Origin of the sequence: Halopseudomonas sabulinigri (assembly GCF_900105255.1) — a bacterium.
Classification (GTDB): Bacteria; Pseudomonadota; Gammaproteobacteria; order Pseudomonadales; family Pseudomonadaceae; genus Halopseudomonas; species Halopseudomonas sabulinigri.
This window is the reverse complement of the sequence record NZ_LT629763.1, coordinates 2,189,939-2,206,496: the sequence shown is the minus strand read 5'-3', so window position 1 is coordinate 2,206,496 and position 16,558 is coordinate 2,189,939. Positions and strand designations below refer to the sequence as shown.

Annotated in this window: 11 protein-coding genes; 10 read left to right on the top strand and 1 reads right to left on the bottom strand. The window is 57.4% G+C overall.

What is annotated here, in order from left to right:
* Window positions 1-116: 116 nt before the first annotated feature.
* Window positions 117-1,064, top strand: a complete 948-nt coding sequence (locus BLU26_RS09885; protein ID WP_092286192.1) for a LysR family transcriptional regulator — start codon at window positions 117-119, stop codon at window positions 1,062-1,064.
* Here the strand turns inward: BLU26_RS09885 and BLU26_RS09880 are convergent.
* Window positions 1,022-3,421: a penicillin-binding protein 1A gene (locus BLU26_RS09880; RefSeq protein ID WP_092286190.1), complete on the bottom strand. Its 2,400-nt coding sequence runs from the start codon at window positions 3,419-3,421 to the stop codon at window positions 1,022-1,024. The two genes, BLU26_RS09885 and BLU26_RS09880, sit on opposite strands and share 43 nt — an antisense overlap.
* A gap of 184 nt (window positions 3,422-3,605) precedes the next feature.
* On the opposite strand from BLU26_RS09880, the gene BLU26_RS09875 reads away from it, so the two are divergent.
* From BLU26_RS09875 to gltB, 9 genes are all read left to right on the top strand, one after another.
* Window positions 3,606-4,670, top strand: coding sequence for a pilus assembly protein PilM (locus BLU26_RS09875; protein WP_092286188.1), 1,065 nt, complete (start codon window positions 3,606-3,608; stop codon window positions 4,668-4,670).
* Window positions 4,670-5,248 (top strand): PilN domain-containing protein, encoded by a 579-nt coding sequence (locus tag BLU26_RS09870; RefSeq protein WP_092286186.1) that lies wholly within the window; start codon window positions 4,670-4,672, stop codon window positions 5,246-5,248. The genes BLU26_RS09875 and BLU26_RS09870 overlap by 1 nt, the downstream gene beginning before the upstream one ends.
* On the top strand, window positions 5,245-5,868 hold the full coding sequence (locus BLU26_RS09865) for a type IV pilus inner membrane component PilO (RefSeq protein ID WP_092286184.1): 624 nt from the start codon (window positions 5,245-5,247) through the stop codon (window positions 5,866-5,868). The genes BLU26_RS09870 and BLU26_RS09865 overlap by 4 nt, the downstream gene beginning before the upstream one ends.
* Window positions 5,868-6,395 carry a type 4a pilus biogenesis lipoprotein PilP gene (gene pilP, locus BLU26_RS09860; RefSeq protein WP_092288443.1) on the top strand — a complete coding sequence of 176 codons (528 nt, stop codon included), beginning with the start codon at window positions 5,868-5,870 and terminating at the stop codon, window positions 6,393-6,395. The genes BLU26_RS09865 and pilP overlap by 1 nt, the downstream gene beginning before the upstream one ends.
* 57 nt (window positions 6,396-6,452) lie before the next feature.
* Complete coding sequence (gene pilQ / locus BLU26_RS09855; RefSeq protein WP_092288442.1) at window positions 6,453-8,516, top strand: type IV pilus secretin PilQ; 2,064 nt, start codon at window positions 6,453-6,455, stop codon at window positions 8,514-8,516.
* Window positions 8,517-8,548: 32 nt separating this feature from the next.
* Window positions 8,549-9,031, top strand: coding sequence for a shikimate kinase AroK (gene aroK, locus BLU26_RS09850; RefSeq protein ID WP_231702061.1), 483 nt, complete (start codon window positions 8,549-8,551; stop codon window positions 9,029-9,031).
* A gap of 156 nt (window positions 9,032-9,187) precedes the next feature.
* Complete coding sequence (aroB, locus tag BLU26_RS09845) at window positions 9,188-10,267, top strand: 3-dehydroquinate synthase (RefSeq protein WP_092286180.1); 1,080 nt, start codon at window positions 9,188-9,190, stop codon at window positions 10,265-10,267.
* Window positions 10,264-11,805, top strand: coding sequence for an AAA family ATPase (locus BLU26_RS09840; RefSeq protein ID WP_092286178.1), 1,542 nt, complete (start codon window positions 10,264-10,266; stop codon window positions 11,803-11,805). Before aroB ends, BLU26_RS09840 begins: the two co-directional genes overlap by 4 nt.
* Before the next feature lie 267 nt (window positions 11,806-12,072).
* Entirely contained in the window at window positions 12,073-16,521 is a 4,449-nt protein-coding gene (gltB, locus tag BLU26_RS09835; protein ID WP_092286176.1) for a glutamate synthase large subunit, read from the top strand.
* The last annotated feature ends 37 nt before the right edge of the window (window positions 16,522-16,558 follow it).

Below are 16,558 nucleotides of genomic sequence, written 5' to 3'. Positions count from 1 at the left end.
GCTGCGGCGGCGCAAGGAAGAAGCGAAGGTTATTCATCTATTACCATGAGCGCTACTCATGATTTACTGGAAACCTCCGTGAATTGTGCTGCATTGCCGTTGAGAGGCTGCTTTACATGAATGAAATGAATGGTTTGCCATCCACTACCCGCATGGACTTGAATCTGTTCCGGGTCTTCGAGGTGGTGTTTCGGGAGCGCAACCTGACGCGTGCTGCAGCTATTTTGCATGTTAGCCAGTCTGCGGTCAGCCACTCGCTGGCGCGCCTGCGCGAGCACTTCGCTGACCCCTTGTTTGTACGCGAGGGTCGTGGTGTAACACCTTCGGCGCTGGCGCAGCGGTTGGCACCGGTCATCAGTGACAGTCTGGCGCGCCTGCAGCGCAGCCTGGAAGGGCTGCATGATTTTGACCCGCTGCAGGATGAGCGCACCTTTACCCTAAGCCTGCCCGAGCAACTGGAGTTGGTTCTGCTGCCGCCCTTGCTGGCACATTTGCGCCACCGTGCACCCCATTGCAAGGTGCGCACGGCAGGCCTGCGCTGGTCGGAGTTGAAGTTGGAAATGGCTGCCGGACGAATAGATCTGGCGGTGCAGATTGCTCGTCCGGTGGAAGCCAACCTGCGGCAGATGCAATTACTCTCGGAACCCTTGTGCGTGGTTGCTGGGCCGGGCTTTACCGGTGAGTTGACCACGGAGTGCTACCTGCAGGCACAGCACATCGCTGTGGCTTCCTGGCGGCGTGGTTTGTGTTATGAAGATCTGGCGCTGGGCCACATGGGTTTGATGCGTAGAGTGGTGCAGCAGTGCCAGAACTATCAGGCCGCCAGCTTGGTGGTGGCGCAGAGCGATCTGCTGTTGACCATGTCGCGGCGACATGCGGAGCTGGTCAACGCTGCGCTGGGTAATCGGCTGCTGGAGCTGCCGGTGCCGCTTCCCTCGATCGGGCTCAATCTTTACTGGCATGAGTCCGCCGAACATGATCCGGTCAACCGCTGGCTGCGCCAGCAGTTATTCAGCTTGGCTCAGAACAGTTCCAGCGGGGTGACCGCGCCGCCGCTGTCGTAACCGCCCAGTTCCAGCTCGCTATAGGGTGGCGGCGCATCTTCCTGCTTGAATATTTCCATAAAGGCGTTGCTGCTGCCGGGCGGGGCGCTGCGGCCTGTTTCCGGGTCGATGCGCGCGGTCAGCAGACCTTCGGGCATGCGCTGCTCTTCGTCAGGCACGCCTTCCAGCGCCGGCCCCATGAAGTTCATCCAGATGGGCAATGCGGCGGTGCCGCCAAACTCACGTCGGCCCAGGGTGCTGGGCTGGTCAAAGCCTACCCAGGCAGTGGCGACCAGTTCGGGATTGAAGCCGGAAAACCAGGCGTCCTTCTGGTCATTGGTCGTGCCGGTCTTGCCAGCCAGGTCCTTGCGCTGCAGGGCTCGCGCACGCACGGCTGTGCCGCGTCGAATAACATCCTGCAGCATGCTGTTGAGCTGGTAGACAGTGCGTGGGTCAACCACGCGCTCGGCTTTCTGGACCTGTGGCAGAGGGCCTTCCGGCTGGCGCAGATAATAGGCATCCAGTCGAGCCTGCTCCTGCTCCATCTGCGCCGGGGTCACCGCCGGGCGTGAGTAATCCACCAGTTGCGCGTAGCGGTTTTCGATGCGGTCGATCAGGTAGGGTTTAACCGCATAACCGCCGTTGGCAAAAGTGGTGTAGCCCTGTGCAATCTGCAGTGGCGTGAGCTCTGAGGTGCCCAAGGCCGCAGACAGGTGACGCGGTAGATCGGAGCGCGCAAAGCCGAAGCGTTCGATGTAGGTCATGGCGTGGTCGACGCCCAAATCCTGCAGCAGGCGGATGGAAACCAGGTTGCGTGAGCGGTACAGCGCTTCGCGCAGGCGAATCGGACCCAGAAAGTCACCGCCAGAATTCTGCGGACGCCAGATCGAGTCGAGGTAATCGTCGACAAACACCAAGGGTGCATCGTTGACCAGGCTGGCCGGCGTATAGCCATTGTCGAGCGCGGCGCAGTAGAGGAAGGGTTTGAAGCTGGATCCTGGCTGGCGACGGGCTTGGGTTGCTCGATTGTAGTTGCTTTCGACAAAGGAGAAGCCGCCAATTAGTGCCTTGATGCTGCCATCTTGCGGGCCGAGAACGACCAGTGCGCTCTGGGCCTTGGGTAGCTGTGCAAGACGATACTGGTTGTCGCCCTCGACTGAACTGACACGAATGATATCCCCCGGCTTGAGCACATCTGCCGGTTTACTAGGGCGCGGGCCCATGCTGTTGGCGCTGAGATAGGGGCGTGCCCACTTCATGTCCTCCCAGCTGATGGTGCCTGGAGGGTCGCGGCGGAACAGCAGTTCAACGCTGTCCGGGTTAACCGCCGTTACCAGTGCGGGTTCAAGACCACCCAGGCTCTGGTACTTCTTCAGCAGGCTGGCGCCCTGTTCCAGTGTGATGTCCGGGTTGCGTGCCTCGGGGCCGCGATAGCCATGCCGCTGGTCATAATCCTGCAAGCCACTGCGCAGCGCCTGGTTGGCCATTTGCTGCATGTCGCTGCTGACCGTGGTGTACACGCTGAAGCCCTGGGTATAAGCCTTGTCGCCAAAGCGCTCGACCATTTCCAGGCGCGCCATTTCGGCAATGTATGGTGCTTCCATCTCCGGGTTGGCGCCGTGATTGCGGGCGGTGATCGGAGTGGCGACGGCTTCTTTGTAGCTTGCCTCATCGATATAGCCCAGGTTCAGCATGCGTTGCAGAATCCAGTCGCGGCGTAGCTTGGTGCGTTCGGGGTTGGCAATCGGGTTGTAGCGTGAGGGCGCTTTCGGCAGGCCGGCGATCATGGCCAGATCGGCCAGCGGCAGTTCACTGATGGGCTTGCCGTAATACACTTGAGCTGCAGCCTCAATGCCATAGGCGCGATTGCCGAGATAGATCTTGTTCACGTACAGCTCAAAGATTTCCTGTTTGCTCAGGTTGCGCTCTATCTGCAACGCGAGCAGTATCTCGTTCAGCTTGCGGGAAAAGACCCTCTTGCTGGAGAGGAAGTAGTTCTTGGCAACCTGCATGGTGATGGTGCTGCCGCCGGTTTGAATGTGCCCGGTTTGCACCAGCTCGGCTGCGGCGCGCACCAGACCCGCAGGATCCACGCCATGGTGGTGCAGGAAGTTGTCATCTTCGGCCGCCAGCAAGGCGTTGACGAATGCAGCAGGGACTTGATCGTAGGTGATGGGGAAGCGCCGCATCTCACCAAACTCTGCAATCAATTTATTATCTGTGCTATATATCCGCAATGGGGTTTGCAATTCGACATCACGCAGGGTTTCAACATCTGGTAAAGCGGGGCTAAGATAGAGTGCGACCCCACTCAGCACCAGTACAGGGGTGCAAGCCAGCGCTAAAAGGGACCAGAAGAGAAATTTTAATAAACGCATAAGGGATGCGGAATTCCCTGAATAATTAGAAAGTTAGCAGTATTGCTGCTCTTGAAGGGTGTAGCAGTCTGCATTATAAGCGTATTTTTTTTGATTTAGCTATTTGCGCTTGTACAAGGACTGTTATTTAATGTAGGAAAACATAAACCGTCCGTAAGTGTCGGATGCTGATAGGAAATTGGCTGTGCTAGGGCTCCTCAAGAAAAAAGCGAATACGCTGCTGGGTATCGATATCAGCTCCACCACCGTGAAGCTGTTAGAGCTCAGTCGCTCCGGTAACCGCTATAAGGTCGAAGCCTATGCGGTTGAACCTTTGCCACCCGGCGCGGTGGTCGAGAAAAACATCGTCGAGCTCGAGGGTGTTGGTCAGGCTTTGGAGAAAGTCCTGGCACGCTCGCGAACGCCTCTCAAGCAAGCTGCCGTCGCGGTAGCGGGATCGGCGGTAATCACCAAAACCATCGAAATGGATGCCGGGCTGGATCCTGATGAGATGGAAGAGCAAATCAAGCTCGAAGCCGATCAGTATATTCCTTACCCACTTGATGAAGTCGCCATCGATTTCGAAGTCCAGGGTGTCTCTCCCCGCAATGCCGAACGCGAAGAAGTGCTGCTCGCGGCATGCCGACGCGAGAATGTTGATATTCGCGAAGCGGCTCTTGCGCTGGCCGGTCTCACTGCCAAGGTGGTTGAGGTCGAAGCCTATGCGATGGAGCGGGCATGTGATCTTGTGGTTCATCAGCTTGACGGCGGCAATGATGCGCTGACCATCGCGGTCATCGATGTCGGTGCCACCATGATGACCCTCAACGTGCTCAGTCAGGGCCGCATTATCTATACCCGCGAACAGCTTTTCGGTGGCAAGCAACTGACCGACGAGATTCAACGTCGCTACGGTTTGTCGCAGGAAGAAGCGGGCCTGGCCAAGAAGCAGGGCGGTCTGCCAGACGACTTTGAAAGCGAGGTGCTCGCGCCGTTCAAGGATGCAGTGGTTCAGCAGGTTTCGCGTTCGCTGCAGTTCTTCTTTGCCGGTGGACAGTACAACGACGTTGACTACATCCTGCTGGCAGGCGGTACCGCATCTATTCCAGGCCTTGACCAACTGGTGCAGCAGAAGATCGGCACTACGACCCTGGTTGCCAACCCCTTCGCAAACATGACCCTGTCGAACAAGGTTGATGCTGTCGCGCTAAGTAATGACGCACCAGCATTGATGATTGCGTGTGGTCTGGCAATGAGGAGTTTTGACTAATGGCTCGCATTAACCTGTTGCCTTGGCGCGAGCAGCTAAGGGAAGAACGGAAAAAGGAATTCTTGACCATTCTGGCGCTGGTTGTAATTTTTGCCGGTGCGCTGGTGTTTCTCGGCGATCGTCATCTGAATGGCAAAATTGATCATCAAAACGCCCGCAATGCTTTCCTGCAGAAAGAAATTACCCTGCTGGAAGCGCGTATCAAGGAAATTGAGCAGCTTCAAGCGCGGCGCACCCAGCTGTTAGATCGCATGAAGATTATTCAGGATCTGCAGGGTAATCGTCCGATCATCGTCAGAGTGTTTGACGAACTGACCAGAACGTTACCAGACGGCGTTTATTTTACGTCGGTCTCGATGAAAGGCTCCGCGGTCAGTATCAAGGGTGGCGCTGAATCCAATAGCCGGGTTTCCAAGTTGATGCGTCAAATGGACGCCTCCGATTGGCTGGTATCACCCAACTTAACCGCCGTGCGTGCGGTTACGTCAGGCGCGCTCGACCAGGCTAACGTGTTCGAATTGACGGTTAAGCAGACCGAGCCGCGTGCCGGCGCCGCTGAGGGAGAGCAGCAGCCATGAGTTTTTCTCAATCTATGGATAGTTTGAAGAAGGTCGAACTCAGCGATCTCGACTTCAACAACATCGGCTCTTGGCCGGGTGCTTTGAAAGTTATCGTTTGCATATTCGTCTTTATAGTATTGCTGTTCGCGGGTTATCACTTTCATCTCAAAGACCTGCAGGTTGGTCTCGAGAAGGTGGAGGCGAAAGAGATAGCGCTGCGCAAGGAATTTGAGGATAAGTCTTTCCGTGCAGCGAATCTTGAAGCCTACAAGGAGCAGTTGGCCGAGATTGAGGAGCGTTTCAGTGGCTTGCTCAAGCAGCTTCCGAAAGACAGCGAAGTGCCCGGCTTGCTCGAAGACATAACCCAGATGGGCTTGAATAGTGGTCTTGAGTTTGAATCCATCACCTTGAAGCCTGAGGTCGCGAAACAGTTCTACGTGGAGCTTCCGATCAATATTGTTGTGCGTGGTAGCTATCACGACCTGGCAACCTTCGTCAGCAGTGTGGCTGGCCTACCCCGAATTGTGACGTTGAACGACTTCGTCATTCAGCCAGTGAATTCGGCAAACCCGGACTTGCTGACAATGAATATTGTGGCCAAGACCTATCGCTATAACGATGCAGGAGGCCAGCAATGATGATTAACAAACGTATGATCTGTTTGTCTCTTCTGGCAGTTTTCGGTTTGGCTGGCTGCGGCGGTAACGAGTTCGCGGACCTGCAGCGTTTTATGGATGAGACGCGCGCCAAGCCGGCTGGCAAGATTGAGCCCTTGCCTCGTTTTGAGCCATATGAGGCTTTCACCTATAGCGCAGCCTCACTGAGAAGTCCGTTTCAGCCGCCGATTCGTATTGACCTGACGCAGCGTCAGCGTGGATCGCAAGATATCAAACCGGACGAGAATCGCGTCAAGCAGTTCCTTGAAGGTTTTAATATCGAAAGTTTTGAGATGGTCGGTACTCTCAGCAACAACAACGGCATGCAGGCTCTTATTCAGGGCGCAGGAAGCGTGCATCGAGTGCAGGTTGGTGACTATCTGGGGCGTAACTATGGCCGCATTACCGCGATTCAGGAAAGTCGAGTCGACGTGGTCGAGATTGTGCCGGATGGTGAAGGGGGGTGGTTGGAGCGACCGCGGACTCTCAGCTTGCCTGAGCGCGGATAGGTCAACCAGGGAGAGATAAACATGAACTGCAAACAGTCACGCGTGGAACGCAAGCAAATGCCTCTAACCAGAAAAATGTCGCTGGCAGCCGTAGTGGTGCTGCTGAGCCCGTTGGCCTTGGCCGCCGATTTACAGAAGCTGGACGTTGCGTCTCTGCCAGGCGATCGCGTTGAGCTAAAGCTAACATTCGATGAGCCGGTTAGCGGCTCACCCAAAGGCTATACCATTGATGAGCCGGCGCGTATCGCGCTGGATCTGCCGGGCGTGCAGAACAAGTTGGGCGAGCGTAACCGCGAACTTGGCTTGGGCAATGCACGCAGTGTAACGGTAGTGGAAGCGAACGACCGCACGCGGTTGATCATTAATCTCTCTAACCTTGCTCCTTACACGACACGTGCAGAGGGCAATAACCTCTACGTTTTGGTTGGCGGGGCGGCACCGGTTGCATCCTCTGCGCCGGTAGCATCTCCGGTTGCCACCAACAGCAATTGGCGTGCGGAGTCGGAGCCTGCTGTTTCGGCAGCAGTGTCCAGTGGGCGTGCTATCAGCAGTCTTGATTTTCAGCGCGGCAGCGAAGGCGAGGGCAACGTTATTGTTGATCTCACGGATCCAAATATCCGTGTTGACGTGGAAGAGCAGGGCGGCCGAGTCAAGCTGAATTTCCCAAACACTCGTCTGCCTGACGAACTGAGGGTGCAGTTGGATGTAAAGGATTTCGCCACCCCGGTTAATTTTGTCAATGCGTCCAGTAACGGCAATAACGCTACTATCGTTATCGAGCCGACCGGCCAGTACGAGCATCTGGTATATCAGACCGACAATCGTCTGACCGTCAGCTTCAAGCCGCTCAGCCGTGCCGAGGTCGAGCAACGCCGGGCCGACTCCTTCACCTACTCTGGAGAGAAACTGTCCCTCAATTTCCAGGACATCGAAGTACGTTCGGTACTGCAGTTGATTGCCGACTTCACGGATTTGAACCTTGTTGCCAGTGACACAGTGCAGGGCAGCATCACCCTGCGCTTGCAGAATGTACCTTGGGATCAAGCGTTGGATCTGGTTCTGAAGACCAAAGGTCTGGACAAGCGTCAGGTTGGTAACGTTTTGCTAGTTGCGCCTGCAGACGAGATTGCAGCACGCGAGCGTCAGGAGCTGGAGTCGCAGAAGCAAATTTCTGAACTGGCTCCACTACGCCGCGAGTTGATTCAGGTGAACTACGCGAATGCGGCCGATATCGCTCAGCTGTTTGCTTCAGTTACCTCGGCTGATGCTGACAGTCAGCGCGGTTCCCTCACAGTTGATGAGAGAACCAACAGCATCATTGCGTTGGAAACTCAGGACAAGCTGGATGAGCTGCGTCGTATCGTGACCCAGCTGGATATCCCAGTGCGTCAGGTGATGATTGAGGCGCGCATCGTTGAGGCGAATGTGGGTTTTGATAAGGCGCTGGGTGTCAACTGGAGTGGCGATCTATCTCTGGGCGAGAAGTGGCGCGCTTATGGTGATGATGGCTTGTCTTCAACGGTCAGCACGCCCTTCGTTGACATGGGCGTAATTGGTGCTACTTCCGGCATCGGCATCGGCTTCATGACGGACAACACCATCCTTGATCTGCAGCTGTCTGCGATGGAGAACACCGGTAATGGCGAAATCATTTCGCAGCCCAAAGTGGTTACGTCGGACAAGGAAACCGCAAAAATCCTGAAAGGTTCCGAGATACCTTATCAAGAGGCTAGCTCCAGTGGCGCGACTACAACGTCCTTCGCTGAGGCTGTGTTGTCTCTTGAGGTAACGCCGCAGATCACACCGGACAACCAGGTCATCATGGAAGTGATCGTCACCAAGGATGAGCCCGACTTCACCAACCAGGTAAACGGTGTGCCAACCATTCGCAAGAATGAGGTGGACGCCAAGATTCTGGTCGCGGACGGCGAGACTATCGTAATCGGTGGTGTATTTAGTAGCGACACTCAGACCTCTCAAGAGAAGGTTCCGTTCTTGGGCGACCTTCCGGTGCTAGGCCAGGCCTTCCGTCGAGACGTGACCGCAGAGAGCAAGAGCGAACTGCTGATCTTCCTGACTCCGCGCATTATCAATAACGGTGCGATTACCCTTGCTCGGTAATTCGCTTGAATAACGTTTTTCTGGTGGGCCCGATGGGTGCTGGCAAGAGCACCATCGGGCGTCTGCTTGCCAAAGAGCTCAAATACCCTTTCAAGGACTCCGATCGAGAGATCGAGGTGCGTACTGGCGCGGATATCCCCTGGATCTTCGACGTTGAAGGCGAAGAGGGCTTTCGTCAGCGCGAAGAGGCAATGATCGCTGAGCTGGTTCAGGAGCAGGGCATCGTTCTGGCTACGGGGGGCGGTGTGGTTATGCGAGCTGCAAATCGTACTGCTCTGGCGGGTAACGGCTTGGTGGTTTATTTGCGTACCAGCGTGGATCAACAACTGCAACGGACGGCGAAAGATCGTCAGCGCCCTTTGCTACAGACCAGTGATCCTGAACGGGTGTTGCGAGACCTGATGGCCAAGCGCGACCCTTTGTATCTCGAAATCGCCGATTTGGTGATCGAAACCGACCAGCGTGGCCCCAAGACAGTGGTCAATACCATTGTGGCTAAGCTGCAGGAAGCCTGAACTCTCCCTGGGCCGCCAATCGCCGCAGATCTATTCTCTTTTCTCCTTCCTTTTGCGTGTAACGGTCTGTCTTGTACGCCGCGCTATTGAGTGGTCTCCATATCCGCGTTCCGGCGGGATGTTGTATGCTTTGCTGATATTACAGGGAGAAGCTGGATGCAGTGTCTGAATGTCGATCTTGGTGATCGTAGTTACCCTATTTACATTGGTGCCCGTCTACTTGAAGGGCCTGGTTTGCTTGCACCGCACATCAGTGGGAAGCGCGTTTGCATCGTTACTGACGACACTGTTGCTCCCTTGTATCTCCCGGCGCTAGAGACAGCGCTGGCGGCATATCAGATAACTCGTGTTGTGTTGCCTACCGGTGAAGCGTTCAAGAATTGGGCTACGCTGCAGCAAATTTTTGATGCGTTGCTGGGTGAGCGGCATGATCGCAAGACCACGCTCATTGCCTTGGGTGGTGGTGTGATCGGCGATATGACTGGGTTTGCGGCGGCCTGCTATCAGCGCGGGGTCAATTTCATCCAAATCCCGACCACCTTGCTGTCGCAGGTAGACTCGTCAGTTGGGGGGAAGACAGGCATCAACCACCCTGCGGGCAAAAACATGATTGGTGCTTTTTATCAGCCGCAAGCGGTGTTGATAGACACCAGCAGTTTGCAAACGCTGCCGGAGCGTGAGATCAGCGCGGGCTTGGCGGAAATAGTCAAGTACGGATTGATCCGGGACGCGGACTTCCTGGATTGGCTTGAGCGCAACATGGCTAGTCTGCGAGCGTTGGACTCCGATCTGGTGACGGAAGCGATCATGCGCTCATGCGCAATCAAGGCTGAGGTGGTTGCAGCGGATGAGCGAGAAGGTGGCGTCCGGGCCATACTCAATCTGGGGCACACCTTTGGCCACGCCATCGAAACGCATCAGGGCTATGGCAGCTGGCTACACGGAGAAGCTGTGGGAGCCGGGATGGTTATGGCGCTAGATTTATCCGCCCGCTTGGGTTGGATTGATGTACAGCAGTTTGAGCGCGGCCGTCGTATTATCGCGGCTGCTGGGTTGCCGGTAGCGCCCCCCGAGAGCATGACAGTAGACGATTTTCGGCGCTTGATGGCGGTAGATAAAAAGGTCCTGGATGGGCAGTTGCGGCTAGTGCTCTTGCGGGCTTTGGGTGAGGCCATAGTAACGGCTGATTTTGATACTGATGCGTTGTCGGCCTGTCTGGCTGGGGCGCAATCATGACGTCATACAAGGAAGAGGCTTTTACCTCCATGAGTGACATTGATCGACTGCTCGATTATTACCAGTTCAGTCACGACCCCTTTGCGGCAAGAACCCCAGGATTCAAGTTCTTTACGCCCAAGCGCAAGCCAGTTTTGGCGGAGTTGCATCATCTCGCGCGTTATAGCAACCAGCTGTTGGTGGTTACAGGGCCGGAGGGTAGTGGCAAGACACTGCTGCGTCAGGCGCTGGTAGCGAGCAGCAACAAGGATGCGGTGCAGTGTGTGGTGCTGTCGGCGCGGGAATTTGCCGCTGAAGATGCATTGCTTGGCTATATTTGCCAGGCAGTGAATGCCGAGGGGCGCGATGTAGGCAGTTTGCTGCAGAAGGCACAAACTAGTGAAGCTGTGGGCATCCAGCTTTATCTGGTGGTGGATGATGCGCAAGCGCTCGAGTCGTCCGCGTTAACCATGTTGGCAGAAATCGCGGAAGCGGGTGCCCACGCACCGCGGGTATTTCTGTTCGGTGACGAACAGCAGCTGCAGCCGCTATTGGAGCCGCTACAGTACGCCGGGGAAGGCGGTGTAGTGCACTCTGTTGCCCTGCAAGCATTGGATATCCCTGAGACGCGGGAGTACCTCGGCCAGCGCTTGGAAGGTGCAGGGCAGGGCATAGAATTGTTGGCGGATGAGCAGATTGTGCTCATCCATCAGCGCTCGCAGGGGTGGCCCGGGAAGATAAATAGCGTTGCCAGGCAAGTAATGCTCGAAGCAATGGAGCGCGCGCCGGTGGCCGCCGCTGAAAGGGCACGACGTGGTGGCTTTCCGGTGCGCACATTGGCGGCGCTGGCGCTGGTCGCTGTCGGTGTGGCAGCCGCCTGGTATATGGGGGATAAGCCTCAAGAGCCGGAAACCACCGTTCTGGCTTTGCCCGAGCCTATTCCTGAAGTGCGTCTGAGCGGCGACCAAGTGGTCGAGCAGGCACCTGCGCCTGCGGCGCCGCTGCCTGCCGGCCCCGTAGTCGATGCAAGCTCGACTGCTGCAGAGCAAGATTTGGCGCCCGAGATAGCCGCGACTGCGGATGATGGGGTGCGCGAGCCGACGCCCGCTGTGCCTGCTGTGGCGACTGCTCCGGAGAAACCACCAGCGCCGCCGCGTCCCGCTCCGGTTGTTGCGCCCGTCGACGCGGAGTCTCCGGCGCCGACTGAGAAGCGTGCGGCGACCCCGCCGCCGGAGCCAGAAGTCCCGAAGGCTGCCGCGACCACCGGGGCACACAATGCTGACTGGTATCGTCAGCAGTCGGCTGGCCGTTATACAGTGCAGTTACTTGGTACGCGGTCTGAGCAAGCGGCAATCACCTTTGCGGCGAAGCATGCCGAGGTAAAGGACATAGGCTACTTTGAGACTGTTCATCAGGGCGCGCCCTGGTTTGTGGTCACCCAGGGTAGTTACGGCGGCCGTCAGGCTGCCCAGTCTGGCGTAGCCGCGTTGCCTGAGAGCCTGCGCAACAGCAAGCCGTGGCCACGCAGCTTCGGCGATATCCAGAAGTCACTGCGCTAAGTGGCGCTCGCCGGCGGGCACCTGGCCGCCGGCGGTTGCACACTATAAAAGGCGTGGATGCCGCCCTTGATTAGGGCTATAGTGAAACGCAAAGTTTCCTATTTACGACATTTGAATACGCCCATGCGGCATTGTGGCCCCAAAAAAAATTGTGGCCCTGTGGGCTGCTGTGTACAATTACTCCCCTTTTGTCCGGCGCCGAGCCAGATCAATTCTTGTTTGATTCTCGTAAGCGCTTGAATTCAATAGTTTTTTGAGAGTGTGCCTATGAAAGCAGGTTTATACCAGCCTGATCAGTTCAAGGATAACTGTGGCTTTGGCTTGATTGCCCACATGGAAGGTCAGCCCAGTCATCACTTGCTCCAGACGGCTATTGAAGCCCTGACATGCATGACCCACCGCGGCGGTATCAACGCCGACGGCAAGACCGGTGACGGTTGTGGCCTGTTGATCCAGAAACCCGATCGCTTCTTGCGTGCAGTGGCCCAAGAGCAGCTGTCTGTCGAGTTGCCGGCGCAGTACGCGGTCGGCATGGTTTTCATGGGTGCTGATGAAGCCGCCTCTAATGCGGCTCGGCAAGCCTTTGCCGATGCACTGGCTGATCAGGGACTGACCAGTCTCGGTTGGCGTCAGGTCCCGGTCGATGAAACCGTGCTTGGGCCGCTGGCTCTGAGCAGCATGCCGCGTATCGAGCAGTTGTTTGTCTCTGGCGAAGGCTTTGATGAGCAGCAGTTCGGCGTCAAGCTGTTCTATGTGCGTCGCAAGGCCGAGATTGCCATGCAAGCCGACAGCAACTTCTATGTCTGTAGCCTTTCGCACAAGGTCATCTCTTATAAAGGCCTGATGATGCCGGCCGACCTGGATAAGTTTTATCCAGATCTTGGGGATGACCGCATGGAGACCGCGATCAGCGTTTTCCACCAGCGCTTCTCTACCAATACGCTGCCAAAATGGCCGCTCGCGCAACCTTTCCGGCTGGTCGCGCACAACGGTGAAATCAATACCATCACCGCCAACCGCAACTGGGCGCATGCGCGTCGTAACAAATTCACCAATGATCTGATGCCTGATCTTGAGAGTCTGGCTCCACTGGTCAATACCACTGGGTCTGACTCTTCCAGCATGGACAACATGCTGGAGCTATTGATTACCGGCGGCATGGATTTGTTCCGCGCCATTCGCATGGTAGTGCCGCCGGCTTGGCAAAACGTGGAGACCATGGATGCCGACCTGCGCGCATTCTATGAGTACAACTCCATGCACATGGAAGCCTGGGACGGCCCGGCTGGCATCGTGTTGACCGAAGGTCGTTACGCGGTCTGTCTGCTCGACCGTAACGGTCTGCGCCCAGCGCGCTACGTGGTCACCAAGAACGGTTACATCACCCTGGCCTCTGAAATCGGCGTTTGGAACTACCAGCCGGAAGACGTGATCAGCAAGGGCCGTGTAGGGCCGGGGCAAATCCTGGCGGTGGATACCGAGACCGGTGAAGTGCTGCATACCGACGACGTCGCCGATCGCCTCAAGTCGCGCCATCCTTATCGCAAGTGGCTGAAAGAAAACGCCCTGCGCATTCAGGCCAAGCTGGATGACCGTGACCACGGCTCCGACTTCCTGTCTGCCGAGCGTCTGAAGCAGTACATGAAGATGTTTCAGGTTACCTTTGAAGAGCGTGATCAGGTGCTGCGCCCGCTGGCCGAGAATGGCCAGGAAGCGGTCGGCTCCATGGGCGACGACACGCCCATGGCGGTGTTGTCCGGCCGGGTGCGGTCGGTTTATGACTACTTCCGTCAGCAGTTCGCGCAGGTCACCAACCCGCCGATCGATCCGTTGCGCGAAGCCATCGTGATGTCGCTGGAAACCTGCCTCGGTGCCGAGCGCAACGTATTCGAAGAAACCGCGGATCACGCCAACCGCGCAATTCTCAGCTCGCCGGTAATTTCGCCCGCCAAGTGGCGGACCATCATGCATCTGGAACGTCCCGGCTTTGCCGTGCACACCATCGATCTGAATGCGGATGAAGCGTTGCCGTTGGGCGAGGCTGTTCACAACATCGCACTGCAGGCCGAGGCCGCCGTTCGCGAAGGCAAGTCCCTGATTGTGTTGAGCGACCGCGCTATCGAGGCCGGCAAGCTGCCGGTGCACGCCGCGCTGGCGGTTGGCGCCGTGCATCACCACCTGACCACCGTGGGCATTCGCTCCGAGTGTAATATTCTGGTTGAGACAGCGACTACCCGTGATCCGCACCATTACGCAGTGCTAATCGGCTTCGGTGCAACCGCCGTTTATCCGTACCTGGCCTACGAAGTGCTGGGTGATCTGCTGCGCACCGGCGAAGTCATCGGCGACCTCTATGAGGTGTTCAAGAGCTACCGCAAGGGCATTTCCAAAGGCCTGTTGAAGATTCTGTCGAAGATGGGTATCTCCACCATCGCCTCCTATCGCGGCGCGCAGTTGTTTGAAGCCGTGGGCCTGGCCGATGAGATTGTGGATGTTTGCTTCAAGGGTGTCGCCAGCCGCATTCAGGGCGCGCGCTACCAGGACCTGCAGGCCGAGCAGCTGCTGCTGGCCAAGGAAGCCTGGAACCCCCGCAAGTCGATTCAGCAGGGTGGCTTGCTGAAGTTCGTCTTCGGTGGCGAATACCACGCTTATAACCCCGACGTTGTGCGTGCATTGCAGGATGCGGTTCAGGGCGACAGTTACGACAAGTACCTGGAATACGCAGCCTTGGTGAATAACCGTCCGGTGGCCTCCCTGCGTGACCTGCTCAAGGTGCGTGACGATCAGGCCGCTATCGAACTGGATCAGGTTGAGCCGCTGGAGCAGATCTTCAAGCGTTTCGACTCTGCCGGCATCTCCCTGGGCGCGCTCTCGCCAGAGGCACACGAAGCTATCGCCGAGGCGATGAACCGTCTCGGCGCGCGCTCCAACTCGGGTGAGGGCGGCGAAGATCCCGCGCGTTACGGCACCGAGCGTACTTCGCGCATCAAGCAGATCGCTTCTGGCCGCTTTGGTGTGACGCCGGAGTATCTGGTCAATGCCGATGTGCTGCAGATCAAAGTTGCCCAGGGCGCCAAGCCGGGTGAAGGTGGTCAGCTGCCGGGTGGCAAGGTCAACGAGCTGATTGCTCGTCTGCGCTATGCTGTGCCCGGTGTGACGCTGATTTCACCGCCGCCGCACCACGATATCTATTCGATTGAAGATTTGTCGCAGCTGATCTTTGACCTCAAGCAGGTCAACCCGGCTGCGCTGGTCTCGGTCAAGCTGGTTTCCGAACCGGGCGTTGGCACCATCGCGGCCGGCGTCGCCAAGGCGTATGCCGACCTGATCACCATTTCCGGTTACGACGGTGGTACCGGCGCCTCGCCGCTCACCTCGATCCGCTACGCCGGCTCTCCTTGGGAGCTTGGCTTGTCCGAAGCCCACCAGACGCTGCGCGGCAACGATCTGCGCGGCAAGGTGCGGGTACAGACCGACGGCGGTCTGAAGACCGGTCTGGATGTAATCAAGGCGGCGATTTTGGGTGCCGAGAGCTTTGGCTTCGGCACCGGCCCGATGATCGCGTTGGGTTGTAAGTACCTGCGTATTTGCCACCTGAACAACTGCGCAACCGGCGTCGCAACGCAGAACGAGCATCTGCGCGACAACCACTACATCGGTACCGTCGAAATGGTGATGAATTACTTCACCTACGTCGCCACCGAAACGCGCGAATGGCTGGCCAAGCTGGGTGTCAGCACCCTGCAGGAACTGATCGGGCGCACCGATCTGCTGGAAATTCTGCCGGGCAGTACCAGCAAACAGCAGAATCTGGACCTGGAGCCGCTGCTGTTCAGCAAGGATGTGTCGGCCGACAAGCCGCAGTTCTGCGATCAGCCTCGCAATCCGCCGTTCGACAAGGGCGAAACCGCCGAGAAGATGGTCGAGATGGCGCGCGCCGCCATCGATGGCCGCACCGGTGCCGAGTTTGAGATGCGTCTGACCAACTGCGACCGTTCCATCGGTGCGCGGGTATCGGGTGAGATCGCCAAGGTACACGGTAATCAGGGCATGGTGGGCGCACCCATCACCTACCGCTTCAAGGGCACTGCGGGTCAGAGCTTCGGTGTGTGGAACGCCGGCGGCCTGCACATGTACCTGGAAGGTGACGCCAACGATTACGTCGGCAAGGGCATGACCGGCGGCAAGCTGGTGATAGTACCGCCCAAGGGCAGTCCGTTCCGCTCCGAGCAAACGTCCATCATCGGCAATACCTGCCTCTACGGTTCCACCGGCGGCAAGCTGTTTGCAGCGGGTATCGCGGGTGAGCGCTTTGCTGTGCGTAACTCCGGTTGCCATGCGGTGATCGAAGGCGCGGGTGACCACTGCTGTGAGTACATGACCGGCGGTATGGTGTGCGTACTGGGCAGCACCGGGCACAACTTCGGCGCCGGTATGACCGGTGGTTTCGCTTATGTGCTGGATCGCGACAACAGCTTCTTTGACAAGCTGAACCACGAGCTGGTCGAGCTGCACCGCATCAGCAGTGAAGCCATGGAGGTCTACCGTAGCCACCTTACCCAGGTGCTGACCGAGTACGTTGCGGAAACCGGTAGTGCCTGGGGCGCTGAGGTGCTTGAGAATCTGGACGACTATATTCGTCGCTTCTGGCTGGTCAAGCCCAAGGCCGCAAGCCTGCGTGCACTTCTGACAAGTACCCGAGCCAACCCGCAATAACAAGACGGGACAGCAGCGACCGGGCAGGCTTTGCCGC